Raw genomic sequence first — 23,574 nt, 5'->3', positions numbered from 1 at the left:
TGCGGGCCGAAGGCCCGCCCGGTCTACTGACTGATTTCAGTGTATTTGCAGGAGCGGGCGATGCCTGCGATCGGAGCCTGATCGCGGGCATGGGCGGATGGCCGCCCCCCCGCTCCTACAGGGAAAAATTCTTTATCCGTATCCGTTCTATCATTTCTTCTAATTCCGCGGAGCAAAACCATGTCCGAACTCAACACAGATGCCTTCTGGATGCCCTTTACCCCAAACCGCGCCTATAAGGCCGCGCCGCGCATCGTCGAGCGCGCCGAGGGGATCTACCTGACCACGGACACCGGCCGGCAGATTATCGATGCCACCGCCGGCCTCTGGTGCAGCAACGCCGGCCACTGCCGCGCGGAGATCGCCGATGCGATTCATCGCCAGGCGCAGACCCTGGATTACAGCTCCATTTTCAATTTCGGCCACGAACTGGGCTTCCAATACGCCGAGCGCCTGATCAAGCACACGCCCGACGGCCTGAATAAAGTCTTCTTCGGCAACTCCGGTTCCGAGGCGGTGGAGACAGCGCTGAAAATCGCCCTGCAATATCAGCGCGCGCGGGGCAAGGGCGAGCGCAAAATACTGATCGGTCGCGAGAAGGGTTATCACGGGGTGAATTTCGGCGGTATTTCCGTAGGCGGCCTGCCGCCGAATTTCCAGGCTTTCGGCCAGCCGCTGCAGGTGGCGCACCTGCCCCACACCCTGGATATCGAACGCAACGCCTTCAGTCGCGGACTGCCGGAACACGGGGTGGAGCTGGCGGACGAGCTGGAGCGCCTGGTGAATTTCCACGGTGCCGAACGCATCGCCGCGGTGATGGTGGAACCCTTCGCCGGCGCCGGCGGTGTGATACTGCCGCCCAAGGGTTATCTCAAGCGGCTGCGCGAAATCTGCGACAAGCACGACCTGCTGCTGATTTTCGACGAAGTGATCACCGGCTGGGGCCGCATGGGTTCCGCCTTCGCATCCATCGAGTTCGACGTCATCCCGGATATGATCACCTCCGCCAAGGGCATCACCAACGCGACGGTGCCCCTGGGCGCGGTGTTCGTGAAGGACGGAATCTACAACACGGTGATGGACGCAGCCCCAGAGGGCACGGTGGAATTCTTCCACGGCTACACCTATTCCGCGCACCCGGTGGCCTGCGCCGCGGGCATGGCCACCCTGGATATCTACGAGCGCGAGGGCCTGCTCACCCGCGCCGGCGGCGATATTGGCAAGCACTGGGAAAACGCCCTGCACAGCCTGGCGGACATGGACAATGTGATCGATGTGCGCAACTACGGACTGGCGGGCGCCGTGGAGCTGCGCGCGCCGGAAAACCTCAAGGGCAAGGTGGGCGGCAAGGCCTCCGCAATGGCCTGGGAGGCCGGGGTGATGGCGCGCGGTATCGGCGATGCCATCTGCATGTCGCCGCCGCTGATTATCGAGGCGCACGAAATCGATACGATTGTGGAGAAGCTGCGGGGGGTGATCGGGTCGCTGGCCTGAGATTCACAGACTAGACTGGAAGGAGCGGCCGTTGGCCGCGATCAGAATCTTGCAGAGTCGACTGGTTTGATCGCGGCCAACGGCCGCTCCTACAGTAAATTGCAAGTGCACTAGCGTGATGTAGGACGCCAGCTACACTTACCGAAAGTAGTAGCTGATTGGGAGCGCCCTATGCCTACCGACGAAACTTCCATCTTTGCCACCCGCCCGATATTGCGGGTTCTCACCGAAAACTGGTGGCTGTTGCTCCTGCGCGGTATCGCCGCGGTGATCTTCGGCCTGCTGGCCTTCGCCTGGCCGGGGCTCACCCTGCTCACCCTGGTGGTGCTCTTCGGTATCTATGTGCTGGTCGACGGTGTGCTGGCGCTGGTGGCGGCGGTTCGCGGACGGCACAGGTCCACGCCGCTGTGGTGGCTGATTATCGGCGGGTTGGTCAGTGTCGCCGTCGGTGTGCTCATCTTCCTCTATCCCCAGGTCACCGCGCTGGTGTTGATTTTGTTTATCGGCGCCTGGGCATTGGTGCGCGGGGTGTTCGAAATTGTCGGCGCGGTGCGCCTGCGCAAGGAAATCGACAACGAGTGGCTGCTGATTTTTATCGGCTTTCTGTCGGTGATTTTTGGCGTGGCGGTATTGGTCGCTCCCGGTGCCGGGGCACTGGCGTTGGTATGGCTGATCGGGGTCTACGCCTTTGCCTTCGGACTGCTGCTGATCTGGCTGGCCCTTCGTTTGCGTAAGCACCATAAGGGTGTGGAGAAAACGGAGAAGAAGGTGTAGTCATCGCAAAAAACAGAATTGGGATCGCGGCCAACGGCCGCTCCTACAAGGTTTTTTACACACTTGTAGGAACGGCCGCTGGCCGCGACAAATCGGCAGGATAGCCGATTTGAACGCCGAAGGCGCCCGAAGGGCGAGCGCCAGGGATGGCGTGAGTTAGCATAGTTTCTACAGCGCTGAGGTTCGCAAGGCCCCACCCAAACCAAGCCCCCTCTCCCGCAGCGCCATACACAACTGAATCTGCTCCTCCGTTTGCGCCAGGCTGCGCTGATAGCCGGGCGCCAGTTTGCCCAGGTCCGCAAAAAGCCGCTGCACTTCGCCGAGCTGGTCCGCGTCGCAGAAGGCGCGGGCGAAGGCCGGGGTATGGCGGCGCCACTGTTCCGGAATCTTGTCGACCACCTGGGGGAAATTCTGTCGCAGCCACTGCCAGTGCTGTTGCTGCAACGCCGGTTCGGCGAGTGCGTTGGCGATCAAGCCGAAAGCCTCGCGAGCGCCCAGCTGCTCGCTGAGCGCCAGCTGGTGAATCCGCTCCAGTTGCCCGGCGTTGTCGCTGCGGCCGATGGCGTTGGCGCTGGCGTTCTCGAACAGCGGGTCGTCCAGTTCACCGCGCACCGCGATCAGGTGCTGCAGAAAATCATCGCCGGAGTCCTGTACGGTGACGGTGAGCGCGGCTTCATAGAGGTCGGAGACCAGCGCCTTTTCATCCCGTTCCTGTTTGAAGCCGGTAAAGGCCATCGCCCTTTCCGCCAGCTGTTTGCGCGCGGCCGGGTCCCCGGCGGTGAGCGCCATAAATTCCAGCAGTTCGCTGTGCAGCAGCTGTTTTTCACTGTCGCCGCTGCCGGCGGTCTGTTGCAGCAGGGGCTGATACAGGCCCTGCGAAAATTGAAGGAATGCCGGCTGGTTTTCGCCGCCCAGATAGTTACGGCGGTATTTCTCCAGGTAGCGCAGGGGGGCGGTGACCACTTGGCGCTTGTCCGCGGCGGCGGACTGCCGCACCAGTTGCAGCAGGGTGGATTCCGGCAGCCCGCCCGCCTCGAAGGCGGCGAAGGCGCTGTCGATGATGGACAGCTGTTCGGTGGGGCCGAAGCCGGCGAACTGCGCCAGCAGCGCCTGCCATTGGGCCTCGTTCAGGGTCCAGCGGTAGTAACCGCTGCCCTGGGCGTTGGGCAGTATCCACTGCGGGCACTGTTCGCTTTTCAGTTCCAGGCTCTGCCGCGCTTCGCTGAGCATTAGGCACTGTTCCGAGCCGGAGTCCGTGCGCAAGCACAGCGGAATGCTCCATTGCTGGCCCGCGTCTTCGATGGGCGAACCGAGAGGTTTGTAGCGGCTCTGGCGGATTTGCACCTGGGTTTTGTCGGCATCGCAGTGCAGCGTGAAGGCCAGTTGCGGCACGCCCTTCTGCTCCACGAAGCTGCGGAAAGTCTCGGTCAGTTCCGGAGTCTTGGTCTCCTCGCCGATCACCTGGTAAAAGTCCGGCGAATCCGCCTCGCTCTCAGCGAAGGCCTCGATATAGCGGCCCAGCGCCGGGCGGAAACGCTCCGCGCCGAAGTAGCGGTCCACCATATGGATCACACCCAGGCTCTTGGAATAGGTGATGGCATCGTAGGCGTTGCGGATATTGTTGTTGTCGCTCACTGGTTCGCGAATGGCGCGGGTGCTGGCCAGGGAGTCCAGTTGCATGGCGCTGATCGCGCGTACCGCCGCGTTCAGGTCGTGGCCGCCCTTCGGTTCGAACAGGGTCAGCGCCAGCGGCGTGCCCCAGGTGGCGAAGCCCTCTTTCAGCCACAGGTCGTCCCACCAGGGCGGGGTGACCAGATTGCCGAACCACATATGGGCGATCTCGTGGGCGTGCACGCCCAGCAGATCCAGGCGCGCGCCGGGGGCCGGCTTGTCGCCCACCAGGATGCGCTGCTCGCGGTAGGTGATGGCCGCGGAGAGTTCGGTGGCGCCACTGGGCCACTGGGGCGCGGCGATGATATCGAGCTTCTCGAAGGGATAGGGGCGGCGCAGTTCCCGCTCAAAAATCTCCACCAAGCGCGGAGTGATATCGAGGATGTAATTCATATCCCCGCCGCGGCCCTTGCGCGCAAAGCCGCGCAGGGGAATGGGCTCGGAGCGGAATTCGTTGGCGGGGATCGCCGCGCGCTCGACGATATCGAAAGGCCCCACCGCCAGGGACAGCAGATAGGTGGACATGGGCCGGGTGGTGGCGAAGGTCACCTTCTCCAGGCCCTCGCCGGCCGCTTCCCGCGCGACTTCCGGGCCGTTGCCGATGGCCGCGTAACCGGCGGGCACGGTAAGGCTGATATCGAAGGTGGCTTTCAGGCCGGGCTCATCGAATCCGGGCAGGTACTTGCGCGCCTGGATGGATTCGGATTTGGCCAGAGCGTAAGCGCTTCCCTGCTCCTCCACCTTGAACAGGCCCGCCAGGTTGCGATCGAAGGGCGCGCTGTATGCCAGGCGCAGGGTGAATTTGCCTGGAGGCAACACCTCGGTGAATTTCACCGCGGCCACGCCGCTGTCCAGCATCTCTTTGTATTCCGCGGGAATTTCCCGCTCTGCGAGGATTGCGATGGCCTCGCTTACCTGGAGGTTTTTGCCGTGCAGCCAGATCTGCTCCGCGGCTTTGTCCAGTTGGATATCGATCTCCACGGTGCCGGAGAAGTCGTCCCGGCGTGGGTCCAGCAGCAGGTCCAGGCGGTAGGCCTGGGGGCGCACGCCCTCCGGAAGCTTGCCCGCCGGGGCCTTGCTATCGGCAGTTGCGGTGGAGTTTTCAGCGGGGCTGCAGCCGGCCAGCACCAGAAGGGGAAGGGCCAGCAGACAGCGCAGAATCAGTGTTTTCATAGCGGATCGGTGTTTGGCAAAAGCTGCCATTGTACTGATTCATTTGGGGATTGCCTGTGAGGCGTGGATATTGCCTGTAGGAGCGGCGGGGCGGCCGTCCGCCGTTGGCCGCGATCGATATGAGCTACGTAGCACGGCCGATCGCGGCCAGCGGCCGCTCCTACAAAAAAAGACTGCGGTTATAAGTGCGGAATCGTCAGTTTGGACTGGCGATTACTGCGATAGGGCACCTCGATCCGGTAATTCGTGTCCTCCGGCTTCTGGTAAATCGCCCCCTCGGTGTCGATCGCCAGGGTTACCAGGTGTCCCGCCGGCACGTCGTAGCTGGTGGTAAAGAAATCCACACTGATTTTCTGCGCCTGCCCCACCACCGCATTGTGCAGGGTGACCGGCGCGTGGGTGATCAGGCGGCCCAGGCCCAGCAGGTCGGTGTCGTAGAGGTGCAACTGCAGTTGTACCTCCGGCTTGCTGGGCACTATCCACAGATCCAGTTGCGGGGTGCCGCGGATTTTCAGGGTGCTCCACTGCAGCGGCGAGTGGTACTCGATGGCGTGATAGCCGTTGATGCCCAGCATGCTGGTGTACACCGGAATGCCGAAGCCCTCCAGCGCGTCGGAAATCAGCGGGATACCGGTGCCGGCCAGGGTGTCGGCGCCGCCGTGGAAGCGGTTCTCCCAGTTCCAGCCGGAGTAGGCGCCGCTCTTCAGACCACCGCTGTTGAAATAGCTCAGCCGCGGGTGCAGGTACCAGGTGCTGCGGTTCCCGGTTACCGGGAAATCCTCGAACTGCTCCAGGCGGTTGCTGATACGCACCGTCATGTCCACTTTGGGCTCGCGGTCGATGCCGTTGTCGACGCCCTTCAGGTGATGGTCGAACCAGCGGAAGCCGGTGGCCCAGATGTGGCCGTCATTGCCGCCCAGGGTTTCCGTAATCGCGTGGGTGCCGGGGTTGAGCAGCAGTTTTTTCGGGCCCTCCAGCAGGGTGTAGAGGTCGATCATGCTGTTGGGCTTGAACAGGTAGTCGGCGAAGTTGTTCGACATCAGCACCGCGGTGCCGTTGGTATTCAACTGGTCCACAAAGCTGAGCGCCGAGCGCGGCGCGGCGAATTCCAGCACGCCGCCGATATTTTGCCCGCTGCGCAGGTCGCTCCAGATGCGATCCACCTGCGGGTCCAGGTTCAGCGCCGAGGCGGTGAGCAGCGTGCCCCACACCAGGTTGACGGTCTCGTTGGGGTAGAGCCCCTCCACCACGTCGGACCAGCCGGAAAGCGCCGCCACCGCGTCCACCCGCGGATGCGCCGCCGCGGCCAACAGCGAGACGCCGGCGCCGTATGAGATGCCGGCCAGGCCCAGTTTGCCCACCGGGTAGCGGTCCTCCAGCCAGTCGATCAGCACGCCCACGTCGGCAATGCTGTGGCTGCCCGCCACATCCACCAAGCCGCCGGACTGGCCGAAGCCGCGGGTGGAATAGCTCATCACCAGATAGCCGTTATCGGCCAACTCGGCGGCTTGCAGCAGGTATTGGTGCTTCTCCAGCGCCCAGCTGTTGGTGAACAGCACCGTGGGATAGCCGTCGGCGGGTGCTGGGCCCTCGGGCACGAACAGGTTGGCGTCCAGCTCGGTGCCGTCGAAGGTGGTGATATCCAGGTCGTGGATAAAGGTGGGGGCGGCAAGGCTCTGCGCCGCCAGCAGGGCGCCGCCGAGCAGCGCCAGGAGCGGGGAAGTTTTCATGGGTTTCTCTCATCGCAATTATTATGTTTATCTGTGACCGGCCGGTATTCACTGGTCACATGCCAACTATAAGGTCTGGAACTGCCGCTCGATGCCTTCGTGAATGAAAACTGAGAAGCAGTTCCCGGTCATTGGCGTATGGAGGAACTTTAAGAGATCGCAGTAAAAGCTGACTTGTACGGACCTTTCAGTCCCAGAAAACCCGATGGATAGTGGGTTTTGGTCTAAAATTGTTCTTTTTTTGATCAATAAAAACGGTTACTGTGTGCTTCCACTTTTTGCCACGGAGGGTCCAGAAGAAGTAACCCGGTGGTCAGAAATATGTTTTCCCGTGCACTCGCATTCCTGGTAATTTTTTTCAGTTTTGCCCTTTTCGCCTGCGGCGCCCAGCAAAACCTGGGCGAAGAGACCTGGTATCAGGTCGACAGCACCCACTTCCGCATTATCACCAACGGTAATCCGGAGGCTGTGAAAATCCTCGCCTCGGACCTCGAGCGCTACCGCGCCGTGGCTCTGACACTGATGCCTGGAAGTAAAGCGGGCCAAAAGCTCACCATTTACGCCGCCGCCGATCGCCAGACCTACGGCAGCCTGGTGGGCGCGGAGTTGGGGGAACTCACCAACGGCTTGTACGACACAACCGCCCAGGGCAGCTACGCCCTGGTGAATCTGGACGGCCGCAGCGGCGAGCGCCAGCTGGCGGCGCGGGAGTTCCTCTTCCACGAGTACACCCACTTCCTCAGCTACAACCGCACCACCATTCACTACCCCTACTGGTATAGCGAGGGCTTTGCCGAGTTCATGTCCACCATGGACTTCCCCGCCCAGGGCCACTATGAGATTGGTGGAATCCCGGAAGAGCGGGCCATGACCCTGCTCTACACCGAGCCGCTCCCCCTGGAGCAACTGCTGCGCGCTACCGTGCAGAATATTCCGGACGAGGAGAAAGGCCGCGTTTACGCCAGCGGTTGGATGCTGGCCCACTGGGTGATCATGGAGAGCGGCAAGGCGGAGGAATTCAAGGAGTATGTGAAGGCCTACAACAATGGCGCCGACCCGGTGAAGTCGCTGGAACGCGCTCTCGGGATGACTCTGGCGGAGATAGATCGCGAATACAGAAGATTGTTCGAGGAAGGCAAGTTCGGCCTGGCCGGCGGCGCGGTGCCGGCGGATTTCCGCGAGGTCTACCCGAAGGTACACCGGCTTCTGCCGCAGCGCGCAATGGTGGAAGTGGGTCGCTTCCTGGTGCTCTCCGGTTATAACCTGGGAGAGCTGCACTCGCTGGTGCAATACGCCCGCGCTAAGAACATAGCCAGCCCGGAACTGATCTCGGTGCAGGCGGAGGCGGAAACCAGGCTGGGAAATTTCGACCGCGCCGAGCGCCTGCTGGCTACGGTTCCCGTGTCCGAGCGCGACAAATTCTGGTACCAGAGCACCGACGCCTGGCTGGGCGTCAACCGCGAGATGTTCAAACCCGGCCCGGCGCGCGATCGCCAGCGGCTGAAAAAGGCGCGCGACAAATTCACATTCCTGGTCAACAACGAATCGGACAACGCCTTCCATTGGTACGGCCTGGCCATGGCCATGGAAATGCTCGATTACCCGCGGGAGAAATACACCCAAATGCTTGAGCAGGCCTACATGCGCGCCCCGCGCCAAGTGGAAATTTCCCAGTGGTTGGCGATGGAGCTGTACGAGCAGAAAGACGCCGAGTACTTCGCCCGTGTGGCCCAGCCGCTGCTGTTGGAGCTGACCAACGAGGACGAGTACCAGCAGATGAAGATGATGCTGGCGGAGCTGAAGCCGAAAGCCGGGGCGAAAAAGGTTGTGCAGTAACTGCTAATGACCGTGGCCTCCCCCTTCGGGAGGCTCCTCCCCGTAGGAGCCTGCTTGCAGGCGAACAACTCAAGCCCCAATGGCCCTAAGCCCATCAAGCCCGGAAGATGGGCACGCTACGCTTTGCCCATCCTACAGAAAGAAGCGGCTTATCTCCGTGCCATTCAACTCAAGCCCTGATGGCCACTGGCCCCTTTCCCACCAAATTCAATTTCCCGGTGAGTTATCACAACCAGATAACACAGCACCAGGGTGACGATATTTATCGATACCGGATTGAAGGCCTCGATTAAAAGCCCCGGTTTTACCAGCGCCACATCCAGCAATAGCGCAACCAACAGCGCCGCCCCGGCATAGACTGGAAGAAGTGACTTTCTGTAGAAGACAATTGCCAGGGCCAGAAGGATTTCCGAAAGCCCTGCAAGCGGGGAAAGTATCGCGGCGGGAATACCCAGGTTGTGAAGATCGACCAGCTCCTTCTCGATTGGACTTAACCAGAGTATCTTCGGCATCAGGCCGTGGTAGAAAAAGACAAACGCCAATCCCAGGCGTGCGATAAGATTGATCTTTATCAGGCTATTGTACATTTTCCAATTGTACCTGAATGCCCAATGCAGGACATGCGATCACAGGGTGCGCCGTGCGCACCCTGTGGTAAAGGAATTGTCAGACGCTTTGCAGGCGCTTTCAATACGCCTTATAAGGCAAAAACTTCCCAGACAACACGACCTTCACCCTGTCCCCCTTGGGGTCCTCCTCCCGCTCGATATCCAGCGAAAAGTCGATAGCGCTCATAATCCCATCGCCGAACTCCTCGTGGATCAGTTCCTTGATGGTGCTGCCGTAGACATTTACCACCTCGTACCAGCGGTAGATCAGCGGATCGGTGGGAACCGCCGTGGGCAGTGAGCCTTTGTAGGGGACTGCCTGGAGCCAGGCCAGGGCTTCTTCCGGCAGATCGAAAATCTCACCCACGATTTTGGCCTGCTGCTCGTCGAAGGTCATCTGGCCCAGGCAGGCGGCGGTGGTCCATTCCTTCGACAGGCCGACGGCGTCGGCCACTTGAGTCCAGGTGATGCCCTTGCGGACTTTGGCGGACTGGATCATCCGGGTTACATCTTCGCGGCTGTTGATCATGATCTTCTCCTTGGAAGAAATTATTGGAGTTGGTAGAGGAGCGCCAGGATGGCGAGGAACTGCAACAGGGCCAGGCCCCGCCAGAAGGCCACCGGGTTGCGCTCTATCAGCGGTGGTCGGCTGTTGGCGAGGAAGGCCTTATTCGGGTGGCGGAGGTCGTAGAGGAACTCCGACAGATGTTGGTAGCGTTTCAGCGGGTCCGGGTGCACGGCTTTTTTGAGGGTGGTATCCACCCAGGCGGGGATCTCGCTGTCTTCGTCCAGCACGCTGCGATAAGAGAGCCGCCGCTGGGCGGCGCGGCTGCGCGCGCGGGGAACGTCGGGACCGTAAGGAAAACGCCCGGACAGCATGTGGTAAGTGAGCACCCCGAGGGAAAACAAATCCGAGTGGGCCGAGGGAGTCTCGCCGATAAAGTATTCGGGCGCGGCGTAGAGGGCGGTGCCCTGCAACTGGTCGCCGCCGCTGGCGCCGGCCAGTTCACCCAGGCCGCCGATCCGCGTGGCACCGTAGTCGATGATTTTCACCGTGCCGCCGCGGTCGATCATTATGTTGTCGGGCTTCAGGTCCTGGTGCAGCATTTCCATGCGGTGCATGGCCTGCAGGCCGCGGGCGATCTGCTCGATAATGCCGCGCACGCTTTCCAGGTCCGGTTTCGGGTTGTCGCGCAGCCACTGGGCGAGTGTCTGGCCCTCGATGTATTCGGTGGCGGTGTAGAGATAACGGCGCTCCCGGTCCGCGGGCGCCGCCCTGAGCAGGTGCACGCTGCTGACCCGCCGGGCTATCCATTCCTCCATCAGGAAACGTTCCAGGTAGGCCGGATCGCCGCTCCTGTCGATGGAAGGGGTTTTGAGCAACACGCGGGTATTTGTCTGTGTGTCCTCGGCCAGGTAGGCGTGGCTGCGGCTGGAGGCGTGAATCCCGCGCAGTATGCGATAGCCGTCCAACTCGTCGTCGGGGCGCAGTGGCGGCGGCAGCGGCAGCGTGTCCGCCTGCTGCAGCAGTGCCAGCGTCTCCCGGCCGGGTAATTCCTCCACGCGCACAATCTGGATCGACAGGTTGTCGCCGCTGCCGTTGGCAATGGCCGCATCGACGATAGTCCGGGCCGCCGCATCCAGGTTGCCGGCGGACTTGCGCAATTGTTCGATGATGAATTCCGCGCGCACATGTTCGTACACGCCGTCGGTGGCGAGGATAAAGAGCTGTCCCTCGCGCAGCGGAAAATTTTGGTAGTCCGGTTCCATATGGGCGTCAACGCCCAGCGCCCGGCTGAGATAGCTCTCCTCGGCGGAGACCCAAAGGCGGTGATCGTTGGTCAGCTGTTCCAGCGTCTCGCCCTGCAGGCGGTAGACACGGGTATCGCCCAGGTGGAACAGGTGCGCCGTATCGCCCCGCAATACCAGCGCACTGAAAGTGCAGACATAGCCTTTGTCCCGCTCGAAGCGGTAGTGGCTCTGCCGGGTCTGCGCGTCGAGCCAGGCATTGGTGGCCGCGATCACCCGGGTGGCGGCGGTGCGCACCGACCAGGCCTCGGAGGTGCTGTAGTAGTCCTCGAGGAAACTCTTGACCGCGGTCTCGCTGGCGACGTGGCTGACGTCGCTGCTGCTGATACCGTCCGCCATGGCCAGAGCCACGCCTTTCAGTGACAGCTGCGGCTGTCCGGGCACCACGGCGCCGTGAAAGTCCTGGTTGAGGGGCTTGCGCCCCTCGCTGGTGCACTGGCCGATGGAAACCCTGAGCTGGCCAGTGGACTCGCGGACGTTTGCCCCGGCGGCGGTTGCCGGCCGGGGTTGTGCTGCGTTCATTTCGATCAGCTGGCCAGCGCCGGCTTCGCGCTGTCGCCGCCCAGGTTGCGCTTAGGCGCGGTGCGCACGTGGGTGCTGTACAGGGTCAGGCCGGTAAAGGCGAGGCCGCCCACCAGGTTGCCGAGCGCGGTGGGGATCTCGTTCCAGAGGAAATAATCCATGATCGAGAAACCGCCGCCCATCAGCATGGCCGAGGGGAACAGGAACATGTTCACCACCGAGTGCTCGAAGGTCATGAAGAAGAACAGCATGATCGGCATCCACATGGCCAGCACCTTGCCGCTCACGTTGGTGGAAATCATCGCGCCCACCACACCCATGGACACCATCCAGTTACACAGCATGCCGCGAATAAAAATGGTGAACCAGCCGGCGGCACCGTACTGCGCGTAACCCAGCGTGCGCGCCTCGCCGATACCGGCGATCTTCTGCCCAACAACACCGGGCTCCACCGAGAAACCGTAGGTGAACACGAAGGCCATCATCAAGGCCACTGTCAGCGCCCCGGCAAAGTTGCCCAGGAAAACCAGGCCCCAGTTCCTGAGAATACCCTTGATGGTGACCCCGGGCCGCCGGTCCAGCCAGGCCAGCGGCACCAGCACGAACACACCGGTAAGCAGGTCGAAGCCCATCAGGTACAGCATGCAGAAGCCGACCGGAAACAGTACCGCGCCCAGCAGCGGGCTGCCGGTGGTCACGGTGATGGTGACTGCGAACACCGCCGCCAGCGCCAGGATAGCCCCCGCCATATAAGCCCTGATCAGGGTATCCCGCGTGGACATGAAGATTTTTGCTTCACCGGCGTCGACCATTTTGGTCGCGAATTCCGATGGTAATAGGTAAGCCATAGTGTTGCCCCCAAATTCCGAATAGCTGGAAGTTTCCAATCGATACCGCCAGTGGCCGGGTATTTTTCCCGGCGCACAAAAAACAGCGTCTCCCGCCCCGCTGGCTGTGCAGCAGGGTTGGAGGACGCCGTTGTCCATGGAAACTGATTTTTGTGTTGGACAGCGCTAATGCAAGTGCGATGCCCACAAATATTGAGGCAAGTTCTGTGCCATCCCGCGACAACGGTGCGCCATATTTGCAGGTTCTACCATTCGCCGGCCCGGGGGCGAGGTGCACCACTGCGGTGCATTGGCACATTAATGCTTTGAAAGGCGCATGTATGTGGTGCCCATCACTCGGCGTGTAAAAAGACTGATAGCGGTTTCATAACGCCTGAGCGTCTGGCCGCGATCGGGGCTCTGCCAATGGCACATACCGATCACATCAGCACGTAGGGTGCGCCGTGCGCACCAGCCGGCATCGCCGCGATCTCCGGCCATGTTCGGTGCGCACGGCGCACCCTACGGCGGCTCTGGAGTGTTTCACGCGACGTTGCAGCTAATGGTATGGTTGCCCGAACCACCTTTATCCCCTCCGCAAAAAATGAGAGCCATAATGATCTACCGAGCAGTTTGCCTGTTCCTGTCCATCCTGGCGGTGGCCGCGTGCTCAAAGCCTGAAGAGAACACAGTGCAAATCGATCCCGAGCGCCTCTCCAACATCGTGAAAGTACTCGCTTCCGAGGAGTTCGGCGGCCGGGCGCCCGGTACGCCAGGCGAAGAGAAAACCGTCGCCTACCTGATCGAAGAGTTCAAATCACTGGGCCTGGAACCCGGCGGTGAAAACGGCAGTTGGACCCAGACCGTGCCCATGGTCCACACCCAGATCAATACACCCGCCCCCATGTTCCTGAGTACCGGTGGCGAACGTCTCCCGCTGGCACAGGGTGCGGATATCGAAGTCAGCACCCTGCGCAATCTCGATCGCATCGAGATCGCCGATGCGCCCATCGCTTTCGTCGGCTTTGGTGTGGACGCCCCGGAACGGGACTGGAACGACTTCGGCAATATCGACCTCAAGAGCAAGGTCGCCCTGTTCCTGGTCAACGATCCCGATTTCGCCGCGGGCCCGGGCGAGCCGGCGGCGGGCCGGTTTGGCGACCGGCGCATGACCTATTACGGGCGCTGGGCCTATAAATTCGAGGAGGCCGCGCGGCGCGGTGCTCTCGCGGCGCTGGTTATCCACGAGACGGAAGCGGCTGGCTATCCCTGGAGTGTGGCCTCCTCATCGCCGGGGGAAAACTACGCGCTGGCGCAAAGCGGAGAGAGCACCCCGCTCGTCTCCCTGCAAGGCTGGTTGCATAACGATGCCGCTGCCCGCCTGCTCAAGCGCGCCGGCCTGGATCTGGACAAGCTGCGCGTCGAGGCCCGCTCCCCCGAATTTGAAGCCTTCGATCTGGAAGGAATCACTTTCAACGCGGATCTCGCCACAACCGTCGAAAACATCGAGAGCCGCAACGTACTGGCCATCCTTCCCGGCAGCGAGCGCCCGGATGAAATCCTGATGGCCTCCTCCCACTGGGACGCCTATGGCACGGGCGAACCCGACGCCCAAGGCCGCACCGTGCGTCCCGGTGCCAACGACGACGCGCTGGGCACCGCCGGCGTACTGGAACTGGCGCGGGTGTTGAAAGCCGGACCGGCGCTGGACAGGAGCGTGCTGTTCGCCGTGTGGACCGGCGAGGAAAGCGGCCTGCTCGGCTCCCAGGCCTATGCGGCTAACCCGCTCTACCCCCTGGAGAAAACGGTTGCCAACTTCACCCTGGATATCCTCCAGACCGCCGGCGCCGCACGGGATGTGATACTGGTCGGCGAAGGCCAGAGTGAACTGGAAGACGACCTGGCCCGCGCCGCCCGCAGCCAGGGCCGCACGGTCACCCCGGAATCCCTGCCCGAAAACGGCCTCTTCTACCGCGCGGACCACTTCTCCATGGCCCGGCAGGGCGTACCGGTGCTGCTGATCATGGGCATCGCCGGCGGCGCGGACCTGGTGGAGGGCGGCCGCGAAGCCGGAGAAAAATGGATCGCCGACTATGTGAGCAACTGCTATCACAAAACCTGCGACGCCTGGGACCCGAACTGGGACCTCACCGGCGCCGTGCAGGATATCTCCGCGATTCGCATGATTATGAGTGACCTGGGCAGCTCGACCCGCTGGCCGGAGTGGAAGGAGGGTTCGGAATTCAAGGCGATTCGGGATCGGAGTGCGGGAGTGAGGAAGCTCTAGTCGAACAATTCATTTCAGTATGGCTGCGCCACCTCGGCGGCGCAGCCGGTCTCGTCATCATTCAGCACGTCAGGCAACCTGTAAACCAGGCTGCGACTGGCTCGCCAGATATTCGTCGTAGGTTCCCTGAAAATCGATCAGTGTCTGATCCTTGATTTCAACAACCCTGGTCGCCAATGACGACACAAACTGGCGGTCGTGGCTCACGAAAATCAATGTGCCCTCGTATTTCGCCAGGGCATTGTTCAGCGCTTCAATCGCTTCCATATCCAAATGGTTGGTCGGTTCATCCATAACCAGCACATTGGTGTCCATCATCATCAACTTGCCGAACAGCAGGCGGTTTTTCTCACCACCGGAACAAACCTTTGCCTTCTTGTTGGCATCATCCGCGGTAAATAACAGCCGGCCCAGAATCCCCCGCACCGCCAGGTCATCGTGCTTGGGGGTGCGCCACTGCGACATCCACTCGAATATGGTGAGATCGCAGTCAAAATCCGCGCTGCTGTCCTGCGGGCAGTAACCCACAGCCGCATTTTCAGACCACTTGATTTCACCGCTATTGGCCTGGATCTCGTTGACCAGGCAGCGCAGGAATGTGGTTTTGCCGACGCCGTTCTCACCGATTACCGCCAGTCGCGCACCGGCTTCCAGAATCATCTCTCCGCCGTTAAACAGAGGCCCCTCTTCAAAGCCGTGGGATACGCCCTCCAGAACCAGCGCCTGTCGGTGTAACTTCTTGCACTGTTTAAAGGTAATGTACGGGGAAACCCGGCTGGACGGCTTTACTTCGTCCAGCTTGATCTTTTCCATCTTCTTGGCACGGGAACTTGCCTGTTTGGCCTTGGACGCATTCGCGGAGAATCGGTTAACAAAACTCTGCAGCTCTTCCAGCTCCGCACTCTTCTTGGCGTTCTCCGAGTGCAATTGTTCCTGAATCAGCGTCGAAGCCGCGACAAAATCCTCATAGTTGCCGGGGAAGATACGCAATTCACCATAATCGATATCGGCCATGTGCGTGCAAACAGAGTTCAGGAAGTGGCGATCATGGGAAATGATGATCATGGTGCTTTTGCGCTGGTTCAGGATTTCCGCCAGCCAGTGGATGGTGTGGATATCCAGGTTGTTGGTCGGCTCGTCCAGCAGCAGGATATCGGGATCGGCAAACAGCGCCTGTGCCAGCAATACTCGCAGCTTCCAACCGGGCGCAACCTGCTTCATCAAGCCAAAATGCAGCGCTCCGTCTATTCCGGCTTCCAACAGAATCTCGCCCGCACGGCTCTCTGCGCTATAGCCGTCCATCTCCGCAAACTGGACTTCCAGCTCAGCGACGCGCATCCCGTCGTCTTCACTCATTTCGGGAAGCGAGTATATGCGGTCACGCTCCTGCTTTACGGCCCAAAGGGCCGTGTCTCCCATGATCACAGCATCAACAACACTGTACTCCTCGAAAGCAAACTGATCCTGGCTCAATGTCCCCACAGTACACCCGGGCGCAATCGAGACATTGCCGGCAGAGGGGGCCAAAGCGCCGCTGAGGATCTTCATAAACGTCGACTTGCCGCAGCCATTCGCCCCGATAAGGCCGTAACGGTTGCCATTACCGAACTTTGCGGAGATGTTTTCAAACAGCGGCTTAGCGCCGAACTGCATGGTAATGTTCGCGGTGGAGATCAAGAGCGTATTCCTGGGAGCTTGCAAAAAGGGCGGCGTTAAACCAACTTCGTAACTACTCACCCCTTGTAGGAGCCTGCTTGCAGGCGAAAGGCTACGGAGCTCTGTCCTTGTTCGCCTGCAAGCAGGCTCCTACAAGGTGGTTCCCTTAAACCGGTGCGGGTTCCCTGTGGGTGAGTAGTTACCCGACTTCGCCATAGTGGAGACGTACAGCGGGGCGCGCACTATAAGGGATTGCCAGCGCCATGTCGAGAATTTTGTTCAAAAATCATACAGGTCGGAAGCCCGAATAGCGGCATTCCGACAAGGAAACATCCCTATGCTCAAACCTTTCACCCTCTTCATCGCGACCGCCACCCTCGCCGTCTCCATGGTTACCCCTTGTGCAGGTGCAGAACCCGATCAACCGGCGGCCGCCAACGGGACCTGGATACAACTATTCAACGGCAAGGACCTGGACGGCTGGACACCCAAGTTCCGCGGGCACGAACTGGGCGAAAACTACCGAAACACCTTCCGCGTCGAAAACGGTGCGCTCGTGGTCTCCTACGACGAATGGGACAAATTCGACAGCGAGTTCGGCCATCTCTTCTACAAGGACAAATTCTCCCATTACCGCCTGCGCGTGCAGTACCGCATCGTCGGTGAGCAGGTCGAGAACGGCCCGCCCTGGGCGCTGCGCAACAACGGCATGATGCTCCACAGCCAACCGCCGAACACCATGGACATCAACCAGAATTTCCCCGTCTCCATTGAAGTGCAACTGCTCGGCGGCGACGGTGAAAACGAACGCGCCTCACTCAACGCCTGCACGCCCGGCACCAACATCGTCATGGACGGCAAACTCATCACCGACCACTGCATCCCCGCCACCGTCAAGAAAACCTTCCACGGCGATCAACTGGTCACCGCCGAAATGGAAGTGTGCGGCGGCGACGTCATCCGCCATATCGTCGACGGCGAGGTGATGATGGAGTACGAAAAGCCGCAACTCGATCCCAAAGATGCCGATGCAAAGAAGCTGATCACCGGCGAAGACCTTCTACTCAGGGAAGGCTATATCGCGATTCAGGCGGAAAGCCACCCCACCGTGTTTGAGAAGATCGAACTGATGGTGCTTGAGCCCTGATCTGTTTCGGGGGCGCTGCTTCCCCGCAGAGACTGGGCTGACCTGAAGGCTGTATTTCAGAAGCCAATGGCTCTTGTTCATCGGCAAGCCCCTGCTCAGTGATTGACTTTAAAGGGGGTAACGCTGAGACTTTGAGCCAAAGGCTGATAAGAATTACAGAGCGCATGGCTCGCTTTACTTTGAATACGAAGAAGAAATATTGATTATCTATTTGATTTTAATAGAAAAATTTTCCCTGTGGAATTGTGCGCCAGTGTACAAGCGCTTGGTGATAATGAGCCAGTGGCTCATGAATAAAACTATTGAAGGATGATTCATGGAATTTTGGAGTTGGCTTGGGAAAAATAAAGACCAGCTTGCGCTGTTAATAGCCGTTGTTCCTATTGCTTGGGCTGCGATTCAATATCTTTGGGCTAAGAAGCAAGAGATTAAACATCGGCAGTTCGAGACGTATCATGGATTAATAAAATCTCTTGTACAGAGGGAAGATCCAAGCCAGCCAATGATGCTAGATCGTCAAATAGCAATAATTTTTGAGCTAAGAAACTATAAATCTTACTTTCCTGTTTCTCTTAGGATACTAAAAGGGTTAAAGGAGTCGTGGACAGAGTATGGGCCAGAAGAAAAGAGATCTCGGCTGCAAGCTGAGCTTGATGAGTCCATCAAATATATCGAAAGAAAAATCTAACAATTCGCTGCCTTAAGCTCGGAATTAGATTCCCACGTTGCTACTGCAGATAAATATTTATGAAGAAGTTATTGGATCAAGTAATTGCTCTAACAAAAAATATTCACTTGAGAAATCCTGGTGACGGCAACTACGGGATGGAGCAATTCTTTGCTGGAAAAAGAGATTCATTCATGCTTGGTGGCGGGTTTGGGATCTCATGGTGGTATACAAAAACTACTTTTAAGTTGGTCGAGAATATTTCTTTTATAATCACTAATGAGCTTGAAGAGTTTGCAGAGTGCGATCACAAAACAATACAGGATATTGTTAGATCCACTCTTCATGAAATATGTATGGATGAAAAAGTATTTCGTGGAGATGATGTTTTTTTTTCCAGAAAAAGTTCTTTGTTTGAGTGTAGAAAAGATGGCGATATTACGGAGTATGCTCAGTATATTCTTAACTTTTTCCTGAGTAATATCAGGTCTGCCATTTCTGATTGGTGTGTTATTTATACCGTGCCAAGATTGGTAGGTGAGTCATTTTCTGTAGATTCAGAAGAAATCAATGTAGTAAATAAGAGGGATCAACATACTTGGAAAAGCCTTGAAGAGCAGGGATACCTTTTGAGAGAACTGAATCAAGAAAGTGGTAGCTTTAGTGATGGTAGAACCACAGCATTTACCAATCAGACTTATGACTACTATTTGATAGCGAGAGTATATGGTACCCAGCAGGGGAGCAAATTCACGTCATCTTTAAAATTAAGGAAATTGCTGTCTGTAATTTACTCCATTACTAGCGGTAGTTCCCGCACTAAAGTAGCAGCGAAACCCTATTCCGTCTCACTTCAAATACCAAATAAATCATCCGGTATTAGTACTATTGCCATGTCTGAAATCGGTGAACTACTACCGTATTATGCCAACGATAATGTTCTAGGGGAAAGGGAGGTCAAAGAGATATTAAATTGGTATACACTGGAGGCCGGCCTTCCGGCCGAGCAGAAGAATCGAATTAGTAAATGTGCACATTTTATAAACAAAGGGATGAATACTGATGATATAGACTCATATATTCACTATTTTGTAGCCCTAGACGCACTGTTTGGCAGGAGAGGCGCGGTAGAAGACTCCATTAAATGTGGGGTTTCGTTGTTGCCTCAGGCTGGTCATTGGGAAGAAAAGATTTCATGGTTGTTCGATTTGAGAAACGAGCTAGTTCATGGTGGAAGCAGATTCATTCAAGAATGGTCTAAATACATGAAATACTATCGTCATTTTTCGACTGAACCTTCAAATGATATGGAGCAGTTGGCGTTTCTAGCATTAAGATCATCCCCGAGTATTTTTAAGAATGAATCTAACGATTCACTGCGGTGGAATGCTACCGCGCCCGCTGACTGAGGCGTCACAAAGATAACCGCTAACACTAAGGAAAGTACAAAAATGAAAACTATTGAAAAATTACTAATATCGAAAGGCCAACTGGATCGAATTTATATAGGTAGTTTGAAGCTATATCTTTGGCGCTCACTTCATAAAAGTTCGAAAAGCAGAAACCCTTTTTATCCAGATTTTGAAGAGCGGGAAGTAAGAGCGGGGGTCTTACGAGCTCCAGATGTTGAAGTTGTAAAGTTACAAAGCGGCATTGAAATAGTGAAATCCGTTTTGGGGCAGGGAACATCCTTGTTTGACCGTCCAGGGGCATTTGGGGAGGCGAGCTGGACATACTTTGAAATACCAGAGGGCACGGAAATACCAGACGGACTAATTATCACAAAAGATAGCTACAACAAAAGGTTTAACGCTACCCATTATTCTATCAGCCCTAACTATGATATGCCTAAATACCAGTTTATCCAGCTTCTAGATGCGCTAGCGAAAAATGCAGAATCCCAAAAAAGGAAGTTGAGTAATGGCTGATTTAAAGTTATCAACAATTTTAATTTGCATACAATCTGTTCAAAAACAAATTGAGCACTTTGAGGGGCTTCTTGAGTCAGAAACAGTTAGAGACAAGGCAGAAATTCAAGAGTTATTGTTGTCCTACGATCAAGCCGCCGAAAATCTCAAAGAAGCCTACATTTCTATGCGTTCTCCAAGGAGTAATTACCCTGAGTATGAATCTTTGGTCAAGAAAAATTTATAGTAAGCAAAAGCACACCTACACAGCGAGCAACAATCGCCTCAAAGACAGGCCGTTAAACGCTTGCTGGTCGGGTGCTTTGGGCGTTATGCGATTGTAGATCCAGTCTAGAGGCTGTTTCACAACGTAGTGAGCGAATGGTTAGAGTGTACAGGGGGATACGTAATAATACCGAACGCCGAATAGTTTAACCTTATAATGGTGCGCTACTATCTTTTAATTTATCTGTAAAATGTGCAATACCCATCGCCTGGCCTGCTTATTAGAACTAAAATGGTATATCATCATCGAAGCTAGATCTAAAACCTCCATAACCGAAGTAATTCCAGTGCCCACACTTTGGGCAGGCACCGCAATCCTCCGTCTTCAATAATGCTTTGCAAAAACCGCAACAACGTTCTTCTTTAGAAGATTTTCCTTCAGACCTTCGTTTTTCGTAAGACAGAGCAAAGCTGCGATTTCTATCCATTAAGTCTTGTAGTAATCCACCTTCACGCTCAGCGTATCCAAGCACGTCCTTACCTAAATACTCCTTCAAAAATCCGGTAGCGAAATTTAGAGAGGCACCTGTAATATATTCAGCTTCTTCGCTTGAAATTGACCACTTATAATGTTCAATTGCATTTCTAGTCTTTCTTATAGATCTTAATAGCTGCTCATCCTTTTCGGGAAAATCCAATCCTCCGATTTGTTTCAGTCTACGCAGAGCAGATTCTGCTGTTACTGTTCTCGCATCTAAATCAGGGTAACGATCTACGTTTTCCCAAATTAATGATGGATGAATTTGTCTCAATCGCTCTTTTAAAAGCAATTCTATTGCATGTGCTAATGAGATAATTGCTCTTTTACTAACAGTTGGTCGATCTAGGTCTTGATCATATGCTAGTAAATCAATTGCATGATCGATGGAGTCAATTGCATTGCTTAGCAGATCAAATTCAATTTTATCTCTCATGCTGATTTATATTCATCTATGGTGTGATTTTGTTAAAAGGACTAATCATCAGGCGTATATCTTTCTGTAGCGCCATTGAATCTTACTGCTATTTCATTCTCCCTATGCATTTCCTCTTCCAGCTCCTCTGGCAGAAGCAGATCTTTTGTCACATGTAGATTGGCCTTATAGAGCTGGCAGCGACCAGGTTCTGAGGGTGAACGGTCTATAAATTCCGAGAGTTCCTTTCCCTCGCCGATTAAATCGTGGGAAATTTTGTTTTGAATATTTCTGTGCACGATAAAGGCATGGTTGAGCCCTAAAAGTTTCAACTTGGTAAGGCCTTGTTTCTTGAGTTCTCTCAGCTCTTGTAATTCTTTAGGATTCATTGGCATGGCCTCTACAATTGAAATGTCTTCTTCGCCGAACTTTACCAGCAGTGGCTTGATAGATAAGTCTCTAATTGTCGCGAATAACCGGTTAGGAGTGCAAGGCTTTTGGACAAATTCGTCCATACCTGCGGCAAGGCACTCGCTCCGATAGCTGGGATCGGCTGTGATTGCAGCTATCGGAAAGTAGGGAAGCTCCCTTCGAATGATTCGTGCGGCTTCTATTCCATTCATCTTTGGCATTTCAATGTCCATTAAGCAGAGATCGTACTTTCCTTTATTCTTATATGCATAACCGATAGCCTCTGCTCCGTCTGATGCCATATCAAAATTGAATCCCCAGCTACTCAGTAGAGTGCAATTAAATACCTGGATAGTTGGGGTGTCTTCAGCTATTAATATGTTCATTGCTTTGGCTTCCCTGAAGTGAGCTGGATTAAACTTATGCGTTGTCTGAAATCTCTTCCCATACTTTACTGTAACCAGATTCGGCCATAAAAATATCCATTTCATATGAGACATCTGGGAGCATGGAGGTATTATTTATGCCTCCAAGAACAACTTTACTGTTTTCTTTATCTTCGGCCATTTGATCTATCATTTTCCAAATGAAATGACCTAAATGCTTAGCCTCTTCTTCGTTTTTCAATCCATTTTCTAAAATTGACAAAACTTCACTGTCAGCCATTTCTGATGCGTAGTGTTTTACTAAATCCCTTACATGAGAGCGTAGCGCCGGAGTGTGCTGCCTAGCCTGGTTATACATTTCCTGGCCCCTTCCATTCCTTGAATGTTCCCACAACTAAAAATACGAAAATTATCGTGAAGAAACCAACGATACCATAGACTACTAAGCCTCCAATTTTTGCACCTTTGGCCTCTATATATCCATTACCAATAACATTTAGAAACATTAAGAGTGAAACAAAAAAGCTCAAAATTGACGCACCTACCATTTTACGGTGTGCGTAAAGCTTTCTTCCAAGTACCAATTTAATCCAGGTTGATTCCTCGGCCTTACCGATATTAATATCTTTTCTACGTAAGCTGCGTTCTTTCATTCTGGGCATGGCAAAAAATGTACAACAATTAATTAACTCGGAACCAAGCTCTGAGGCTACGCCTACGAATTTCTGGTGCTTTTTTCCTTTAGTGCCTTTTCTATATTCTTTGCTTTCTGTTTTATTTTTTCCTTATTTTGTTTGACCTGCTGCTTCAAATTCTCTTTGCCATTTGATGGATTATTAATCATCGGATTTCCTGTCTCTGACTCTATCAGTATGATTTGGATTTGTTAACTTCCCTGAAGGCTCAGCGTCAGGGTTATCTTTAGCGCGCCTTTTGGCTTCGGAGGCCTCTTCTTTTCTTTTCTTTGCTCTACGCGCAATCTCTTCCCGGCCTTCTTTCGTATTTGGATCAGGAATCATAGTATTCTCCTTTGACCTACACGCTTGCCGTGATATATGGTTCTTGAGCTAAAACCTTCATTCATGTAAAGCTTCTCTAAGTATGGATCGGGATCTAAGACCCAAAGCTCATCTGCGCCTATAATATCTGCAAATACTGCAGCAGCATATGACAAAATTGGCAATGCACTCATACCCAATGGGGTTGGGCGAACAGGAATAGACTCGATTAGGTTCATTCTAACTCTTGTTCCTTGCTTCGAGGTTTGTCCATAACAAAGCGCTCCTAAAATACCGCCTCTCCATAAAGATATTTCAAATCGGTTTGGCTTATTTTTATAGTAAGAGTACTCATTATTCCAATCCCAACTGCCGCGATTTGGGCGTGCAGATTCTGAATTAACCCAATCATTGCATAAATTTTGACACTTCCGCGACTAGGCCGCAGATTTCATGGCATCGAGATAATGCAACAACTCCGATTTGACAGCAC

General features: G+C 55.7%; 23 protein-coding genes. 9 read left to right on the top strand and 14 right to left on the bottom strand.

All coding sequences use genetic code 11. The features are described from left to right. Positions 1–180 precede the first annotated feature (180 nt). The gene (aptA, locus tag FHS09_RS20330) at positions 181–1,494 is read left to right on the top strand and encodes an omega-aminotransferase AptA (RefSeq protein ID WP_183463365.1); all 1,314 of its coding nucleotides are present in this window, start codon (positions 181–183) and stop codon (positions 1,492–1,494) included. Between the two features lie 171 nt (positions 1,495–1,665). Continuing rightward, positions 1,666–2,268, top strand: a complete 603-nt coding sequence (locus FHS09_RS20325; protein ID WP_183463363.1) for an HdeD family acid-resistance protein — start codon at positions 1,666–1,668, stop codon at positions 2,266–2,268. 168 nt (positions 2,269–2,436) lie between these two features. Here FHS09_RS20325 and FHS09_RS20320 read toward each other — a convergent pair whose 3' ends face one another. Together FHS09_RS20320 and FHS09_RS20315 are read right to left on the bottom strand one after the other, a co-directional pair. Beyond that, positions 2,437–5,112, bottom strand: a complete 2,676-nt coding sequence (locus FHS09_RS20320) for a M1 family metallopeptidase (RefSeq protein ID WP_183463361.1) — start codon at positions 5,110–5,112, stop codon at positions 2,437–2,439. Positions 5,113–5,291: 179 nt separating this feature from the next. Beyond that, positions 5,292–6,842 carry an alpha/beta fold hydrolase gene (locus FHS09_RS20315; RefSeq protein ID WP_183463359.1) on the bottom strand — a complete coding sequence of 517 codons (1,551 nt, stop codon included), beginning with the start codon at positions 6,840–6,842 and terminating at the stop codon, positions 5,292–5,294. 309 nt (positions 6,843–7,151) lie between these two features. On the opposite strand from FHS09_RS20315, the gene FHS09_RS20310 reads away from it, so the two are divergent. Continuing rightward, positions 7,152–8,678, top strand: a complete 1,527-nt coding sequence (locus FHS09_RS20310; RefSeq protein ID WP_343057532.1) for a hypothetical protein — start codon at positions 7,152–7,154, stop codon at positions 8,676–8,678. A gap of 164 nt (positions 8,679–8,842) precedes the next feature. Here the strand turns inward: FHS09_RS20310 and FHS09_RS20305 are convergent, their stop codons facing one another. The 4 genes from FHS09_RS20305 to FHS09_RS20290 form a co-directional block, all read right to left on the bottom strand. Further along, a complete protein-coding gene (locus FHS09_RS20305) occupies positions 8,843–9,265 on the bottom strand; it encodes a DoxX-like family protein (RefSeq protein ID WP_183463357.1) in 423 nt (140 codons plus the stop codon). Between the two features lie 100 nt (positions 9,266–9,365). Beyond that, a complete protein-coding gene (gene cynS / locus FHS09_RS20300) occupies positions 9,366–9,815 on the bottom strand; it encodes a cyanase (protein WP_183463356.1) in 450 nt (149 codons plus the stop codon). Between the two features lie 20 nt (positions 9,816–9,835). Further along, a complete protein-coding gene (locus tag FHS09_RS20295; RefSeq protein ID WP_183463354.1) occupies positions 9,836–11,617 on the bottom strand; it encodes a bifunctional protein-serine/threonine kinase/phosphatase in 1,782 nt (593 codons plus the stop codon). 5 nt (positions 11,618–11,622) lie between these two features. Next, positions 11,623–12,465 carry a formate/nitrite transporter family protein gene (locus FHS09_RS20290; protein ID WP_183463353.1) on the bottom strand — a complete coding sequence of 281 codons (843 nt, stop codon included), beginning with the start codon at positions 12,463–12,465 and terminating at the stop codon, positions 11,623–11,625. A 595-nt stretch (positions 12,466–13,060) separates the two neighbouring features. Between FHS09_RS20290 and FHS09_RS20285 the strand changes: the two genes are divergently transcribed. Beyond that, positions 13,061–14,731 carry a M28 family peptidase gene (locus FHS09_RS20285; protein ID WP_183463352.1) on the top strand — a complete coding sequence of 557 codons (1,671 nt, stop codon included), beginning with the start codon at positions 13,061–13,063 and terminating at the stop codon, positions 14,729–14,731. Positions 14,732–14,800: 69 nt separating this feature from the next. Here FHS09_RS20285 and FHS09_RS20280 read toward each other — a convergent pair whose 3' ends face one another. Then, a complete protein-coding gene (locus FHS09_RS20280; protein ID WP_183463351.1) occupies positions 14,801–16,408 on the bottom strand; it encodes an ABC-F family ATPase in 1,608 nt (535 codons plus the stop codon). 316 nt (positions 16,409–16,724) lie between these two features. Between FHS09_RS20280 and FHS09_RS20275 the strand changes: the two genes are divergently transcribed. The 5 genes from FHS09_RS20275 to FHS09_RS20255 all read left to right on the top strand — a co-directional run bounded on the left by FHS09_RS20275 (position 16,725) and on the right by FHS09_RS20255 (position 20,355). Next, positions 16,725–17,534 (top strand): 3-keto-disaccharide hydrolase, encoded by an 810-nt coding sequence (locus FHS09_RS20275; protein ID WP_183463350.1) that lies wholly within the window; start codon positions 16,725–16,727, stop codon positions 17,532–17,534. A 316-nt stretch (positions 17,535–17,850) separates the two neighbouring features. After that, positions 17,851–18,222 carry a hypothetical protein gene (locus FHS09_RS20270; RefSeq protein WP_183463349.1) on the top strand — a complete coding sequence of 124 codons (372 nt, stop codon included), beginning with the start codon at positions 17,851–17,853 and terminating at the stop codon, positions 18,220–18,222. A 59-nt stretch (positions 18,223–18,281) separates the two neighbouring features. After that, positions 18,282–19,610, top strand: coding sequence for a HEPN domain-containing protein (locus tag FHS09_RS20265; protein WP_183463347.1), 1,329 nt, complete (start codon positions 18,282–18,284; stop codon positions 19,608–19,610). Between the two features lie 42 nt (positions 19,611–19,652). Continuing rightward, positions 19,653–20,129: a Tse2 family ADP-ribosyltransferase toxin gene (locus FHS09_RS20260; protein WP_183463345.1), complete on the top strand. Its 477-nt coding sequence runs from the start codon at positions 19,653–19,655 to the stop codon at positions 20,127–20,129. Further along, the gene (locus FHS09_RS20255; protein ID WP_183463343.1) at positions 20,122–20,355 is read left to right on the top strand and encodes a Tsi2 family anti-toxin; all 234 of its coding nucleotides are present in this window, start codon (positions 20,122–20,124) and stop codon (positions 20,353–20,355) included. Before FHS09_RS20260 ends, FHS09_RS20255 begins: the two co-directional genes overlap by 8 nt. Before the next feature lie 265 nt (positions 20,356–20,620). Here the strand turns inward: FHS09_RS20255 and FHS09_RS20250 are convergent, their stop codons facing one another. From FHS09_RS20250 to FHS09_RS20225, 7 genes are all read right to left on the bottom strand, one after another. Continuing rightward, positions 20,621–21,307 carry a hypothetical protein gene (locus FHS09_RS20250; protein WP_183463341.1) on the bottom strand — a complete coding sequence of 229 codons (687 nt, stop codon included), beginning with the start codon at positions 21,305–21,307 and terminating at the stop codon, positions 20,621–20,623. A 41-nt stretch (positions 21,308–21,348) separates the two neighbouring features. Further along, positions 21,349–22,083 carry a response regulator gene (locus FHS09_RS20245; protein WP_183463339.1) on the bottom strand — a complete coding sequence of 245 codons (735 nt, stop codon included), beginning with the start codon at positions 22,081–22,083 and terminating at the stop codon, positions 21,349–21,351. 34 nt (positions 22,084–22,117) lie between these two features. Next, positions 22,118–22,441, bottom strand: coding sequence for a hypothetical protein (locus FHS09_RS20240; protein WP_183463335.1), 324 nt, complete (start codon positions 22,439–22,441; stop codon positions 22,118–22,120). Then, complete coding sequence (locus FHS09_RS20235; protein WP_183463333.1) at positions 22,434–22,736, bottom strand: hypothetical protein; 303 nt, start codon at positions 22,734–22,736, stop codon at positions 22,434–22,436. The genes FHS09_RS20240 and FHS09_RS20235 overlap by 8 nt, the downstream gene beginning before the upstream one ends. 62 nt (positions 22,737–22,798) lie before the next feature. Beyond that, complete coding sequence (locus FHS09_RS23175; RefSeq protein ID WP_281383194.1) at positions 22,799–22,927, bottom strand: hypothetical protein; 129 nt, start codon at positions 22,925–22,927, stop codon at positions 22,799–22,801. Continuing rightward, positions 22,920–23,102 (bottom strand): hypothetical protein, encoded by a 183-nt coding sequence (locus FHS09_RS20230; RefSeq protein WP_183463331.1) that lies wholly within the window; start codon positions 23,100–23,102, stop codon positions 22,920–22,922. Before FHS09_RS20230 ends, FHS09_RS23175 begins: the two co-directional genes overlap by 8 nt. Further along, positions 23,099–23,320, bottom strand: a complete 222-nt coding sequence (locus FHS09_RS20225) for a hypothetical protein (protein ID WP_183463329.1) — start codon at positions 23,318–23,320, stop codon at positions 23,099–23,101. Before FHS09_RS20225 ends, FHS09_RS20230 begins: the two co-directional genes overlap by 4 nt. Between the last annotated feature and the right edge of the window lie 254 nt (positions 23,321–23,574).

This window comes from Microbulbifer rhizosphaerae, from assembly GCF_014191725.1.
GTDB lineage: Bacteria > Pseudomonadota > Gammaproteobacteria > Pseudomonadales > Cellvibrionaceae > Microbulbifer > Microbulbifer rhizosphaerae.
This window is presented reverse-complemented; position numbering and strand designations above follow the sequence as displayed.